Source organism: Nocardia sp. NPDC060220 (assembly GCF_042727815.1).
GTDB lineage: Bacteria > Actinomycetota > Actinomycetes > Mycobacteriales > Mycobacteriaceae > Nocardia.
This window is the reverse complement of record NZ_JBHWZY010000487.1, coordinates 1-5,277: the sequence shown is the minus strand read 5'-3', so window position 1 is coordinate 5,277 and position 5,277 is coordinate 1. Positions and strand designations below refer to the sequence as shown.

1 protein-coding gene is annotated in these 5,277 nt (G+C 69.7%); it reads left to right on the top strand.

The features are described from left to right. Window positions 1-324: 324 nt before the first annotated feature. Window positions 325-5,277, top strand: a 4,953-nt coding sequence (locus ACFWF3_RS23205; RefSeq protein ID WP_379315247.1) for an amino acid adenylation domain-containing protein, incomplete at its 3' end; no start/stop codon positions are given.

Sequence of the window (5,277 nt, the reverse complement as noted above, 5' to 3'; positions counted from 1 at the left end):
CCGTTGCTTGCTCCTTCGTCGCCTACGCAACGGCACCTGATCGACGGGACGGCCGCGAACCGCCGCTACGCGGCGCCCCTCCCTAAGGGTCGGGGTACGCGGTGTGCTCTGACAGCGTTAGCGAGTGACGGTGGTTCTTATGAACCCCGTCACTTTGCCGTTGGTGGGGGCAACACGTTCCGGGGCCGTGCCGATAGTCCTCTGGGCCCCGAGCACCGGGGGCACGCTGACTCGGACATTATGCGACCGGTCTATATGATGACTCGATCTGCGCGATGCGGGGCAGCCGCACGTGCAGACGCGATGAGAGGTGAATGAACTCGAATGGAAACTGCCCGTCGTTCTGCCCGCGGTAATCGCCGTCGCCGGTCGAGCAGTCCGACATTCGGGCAGTTGCTGACGGGAGCGGTCGAATCGGCCGCCGATCGGGTCGCGGTCCGGTTCAACCCGTCCGGTGACCCGGCCGACCAGCGTCAGCTCAGCTATTCCGAGTTCGATCAGCAGTCCTCGCAGCTGGCCCGCGCGCTCATCGCTCGCGGGATCGGCCCCGGCGACGTCGTCGCCATCGGCATCGCCCGGTCGATCGACTCCGTGCTCGCGGTGTGGGCCATCGCCAAGACCGGCGCCGCCTACGTTCCGGTCGACCCGAACTACCCGGCCGACCGCATCGCGCACATCGTGTCCGACTCCGGCGCGGTGCTCGGGCTCACCACCGCCGCGCATCGCGACGTGCTCGGTACCGCGCTGACCTGGCTCGAGCTCGACGACGCCGAGACGGCCACCACGATCGCGGCCCAGCCCGCGCACCCGATCTCCTACACCGACCGGATCCGCACCCTCGACGAGCGGCACCCGGCCTACGTGATCTACACCTCGGGTTCCACCGGCAAGCCCAAGGGCGTCGTGGTGACCCACACCGGTCTGGCCGGTCTGGTCGCCGCCGAGCGCGCGCACTACCGCGTCGCCGCCGACTCGCGCGTGCTGCACGTGTGTTCGCCGAACTTCGACGTGTCGGTGCTCGAACTGCTGCTCACCTTCTCCGCGGGCGCCACCCTGGTGATCGCGCCGCCCGGTGTGTTCGGTGGTTTCGAGCTCGCGGATCTGCTGCGCCGCGAACAGGTTTCGCACATGCTCATCACCCCGGGCGCGCTGGAATCGGTGGATCCGGCGGACCTGGACGACCTGCGCGTGGTGGTCGTCGCCGGTGACAAGTTCGGTCCGGAACTGGTCGGTCGCTGGGCCGTGGGCGAGCGTGAGTTCTACAACGGCTACGGCCCCACCGAGGCCACCATCCTGGCCACCAGCACCGCGCCGATGGATCCGGCCGCGCCGGTGACGATCGGTGCCGCGATCGCCGGTGTCGGTGCGTTCGTGCTGGATTCGCGGCTGCGGCCGGTGCCCGCGGGCGTGATCGGCGAACTGTATCTGTCGGGTCCCGCGCTGGCACAGGGTTACCTGAACCGCCCCGCGCTGACCGCGGAACGTTTCGTCGCCAGCCCGTTCGGCGCCGAGTCCGGTGACGCGAACGCGCGCCTGTACCGCACCGGAGACCTGGTGCGGCGCAGCGAATCCGGTGACGGCGTCATCGAGTACATGGGGCGCTCGGACTTCCAGGTGAAGATCCGCGGCTTCCGGATCGAGCTCGGTGAGATCGACAACGCGCTCACCGCACACCCCGACATCGACTTCGCGGCGACTCTCGGCAAGACTCTGCCTTCCGGTGTGACAGCGCTGGTGTCGTATGTGATGCCCCGCTCCGGCGCGACGCTCGAGGTGACCACGCTCGACGCGTTCCTCGCGGAATCGTTGCCCGGCTACATGATTCCGGCCGCGATCATGGTGCTGGACCGGATCCCGCTGACACCGGTGGGCAAGCTGGACCGAAAGGCGTTGCCCGAGCCTGTTTTCGCGGTGCGCGAGTTCCGTGCGCCGGTGACTCCGGTGCAGCAGGTGGTGGCCGACATCTTCGCCGATCTGCTGACCGCCGGTGCGCCGGACGAGATCCGGGTCGGTGCCGACGACGACTTCTTCGAGCTCGGCGGCAACTCGCTGCTGGCCGCGCAGGCCGCCACGCGCCTCGGCGCCGCGCTCGACACCCGGATTCCGGTGCAGGTGCTGTTCGAGGTCAGCACGGTCTCGGGGCTGGCCGAACGCGTCGAACGTCATATCGGCACCGGTTCCGGCCACGAGCTGGTCGCGCAGCAGCGCCCCGACTCGATCCCGCTGTCGTTCGCCCAGCAGCGGATGTGGTTCCTCAACCAGTTCGATCCGGCCAGCGCGGTGAACAACATGCCGATCGCGGTGCGCCTGTCGGGCGCGCTCGATGTCGACGCGTTGCGTGTCGCGGTCACCGACCTGGTGGCCCGCCACGAGGTGCTGCGCACGATGTATCCGCCGGTCGACGGGGTCGGCACGCAGCTGGTGCTGCCGCTGTCGGACCCGCGCGCCGTGCCCGCTCTGGCGGCCGACGAGGCAGGCGAGGACGCGATCGCCGCCCTGGTCACCGAGACCGTCAGCGCGGGCTTCGATGTCACCGTCGCTCCGCCGCTGCGCCTGCGGCTGCTGCGACTGAGCGCGACCGAGCACGTGCTGGTCTGCGTGATGCACCACATCGCCGGTGACGGCGTGTCGATGGGCCCGCTCACCCGCGACCTGATGACCGCCTATGTCCAGCGCAGCGCGGGTAACGCGCCGGGCTGGCCCGAATTGGCCGTCCAGTACGCCGATTTCACGCTCTGGCAGCGGGCCGTGCTCGGGACCGAGGACGACCCGGAGTCGATCCTGACCCAGCAGATCGACTTCTGGCGCACCCAGCTCGCCGGTGTGCCCGACCAGCTCGAGCTGCCCACCGACCGGCCGCGGCCCGCCACCGCCTCCTACCGTGGTGCGAGCCTGGACTTCCGCATCCCGGCCGAGGTGCACGCCGGGTTGGATCAGATCGCGCGCGCCCATAATTCGACGTTGTTCATGGTGGTGCACGCCGCGCTGTCGGCGCTGCTGGCCCGGCTGTCGGGCAGCACCGACATCGCCATCGGCACCCCCGTCGCGGGTCGTGGTGACGCCGCCCTCGACGACCTGATCGGCATGTTCGTCAACACTCTGGTGCTGCGCACCGAGGTCGACCCGGCGGGCAGCTTCGAAGAGCTGCTCGCCTCGACCCGCGCGGTCGACGTCGCGGCCTTCGGTCACGCCGATGTGCCGTTCGAGCGATTGGTCGAGCTGCTCGACCCGGCCCGTTCGACCGCGCGGCACCCGCTGTTCCAGGTGATGCTCGCCTTCCAGAACATGGCGCGCACGGCACTGGAACTGCCCGGTCTGACCGTCGCGGGCGTCGAGATGACCATTCCGTTCGCCAAGTTCGACCTGCAGTTCGAGATGGTGGAGGACACCGATCGCCACGGTGCGCCGCACGGCATCGCGGTCGGGCTCACCTACGCCACCGATCTGTTCGACGCCGAGACCGTCGCCGGGTTCGCCGATCGATTCCAGCGGTTGCTGGCCGCGATCGTCGCCGTGCCCGCCGCGCCGCTCGGTGCGATCGAGCTTCTGGAGCCCGCCGAGCTGGACCGGATCCTGGTGCAGTGGAACGACACTCGCCGCGACCTCGCGCCGGAACTGTTGCTCGACGGCTATCGACGTGCGGTGGCCGAGCACCCCGATGCTGTCGCTGTCGCGTACGAGGGCGCCGAGCTGACCTATCGGGAGTTCGACGAGCGGGTCAACCGGCTCGCCCGGCTGCTGGTGACCCACGGCGTCGGTCCCGAATCCCTGGTCGGCCTCGCGGTTCGGCGCTCGCTCGATCTGGTGGTCGGGATGTACGCGATCGTGACCGCAGGCGGTGCGTATGTGCCGATCGACCCGGACCATCCGGCCGATCGCATCGCCCACATTCTCGATACCGCAGCGCCCGCCGCTGTGCTGAGCACCACCGCGGACGCGATCGAGGTACCCGCGGGTGTGCCGGTGATCCTGGTGGATTCCGTTGCGCTCGAAGAGTTCTCGGCCGCGCCTGTCGAGCCGGCTCGGCCGGTCCGGCCCGAGAACCCGGCCTATGTCATCTTCACCTCCGGTTCCACCGGGCGCCCCAAGGGTGTGGCGGTGTCGCACGCGGCGATCGTCAACCAGATGGTCTACATGGGCGCCGAGTACGGGATCGGCCCGTCGGATGTGTATCTGCAGAAGACGCCCGCCACGTTCGACGTGTCGCTGTGGGGTTACTTCCTGCCGCTGCGGACCGGCGCGAAGCTGGTCGTGTCGACCCACGACGGACATCGCGACCCGCTGTACCTCGCCGAAACGATCGCGGCACAGGGCGTGACGCTCACCGACTTCGTGCCGTCGATGCTGTCGGTCTTCGCCGCGCACACCACCGCCGGTTCGATTCCGAGCCTGCGGGCGGTGTTCGCCGCCGGTGAGGCGCTGCCCACCGAGACCGTGGCCGACGTGGCCCGCGTGTCCACGGCCGGGGTGCACAACCTGTACGGGCCCACCGAGGCTGCTGTCACCGTGACGCGATGGCCCGCAAGCGATTCCGATCGCGGATCGGTCCCGATGGGCGTGCCGGAGTGGAATACCCGTGTCTACGTGCTGGATTCACGCCTGCGCGCGGTGCCTGCCGGAGTGGTCGGCGAGCTGTACCTCGCCGGTGACCAGCTCGCGCGCGGTTATGTCGCCCGTCCCGGTCTGACCGCGGATCGGTTCGTGGCCAACCCCTTCGAGCCCGGCGCGCGGATGTACCGCTCCGGCGACCTCGTCCGCTGGGGTGGATCCTCGGCCGAGCCCGCGCTGGAATACCTGGGTCGCACCGACTTCCAGGTGAAGTTCCGCGGTCAGCGCATCGAGCTCGGTGAGATCGAGACCGCCCTGCTCGCCCAGGAGGCGATCAGCCAGGCCGTGGCCCTGGTACTCGACACCGCGTCCGGCCAGCACCTGGTGGCGTATGTGGTGGCGCGGCCCGGCGAGGAGCCCGACCCCGCGGCGCTGCGTACGGCCGTGGCGGACTCGCTGCCCACCTACATGGTTCCGACCGTCGTCACGGTGCTGGACGGCTTCCCGCTGAATCCGAGCGGCAAGCTCGACCGCAAGGCGCTGCCCGCCCCCGCGTTCACCGCGGGCGAATTCCGCGCTCCTGTCAGCCCCGCCGAGGAGATCGTCGCCGGGGTCTTCGCGGAACTGCTCGGCATGGCCCGCGTCGGCGCCGACGACGACTACTTCGCGCTCGGCGGCAACTCGCTGCTCGCCACCCGGGCGATCGCCCGCATCAACGAGGCGCTCGAC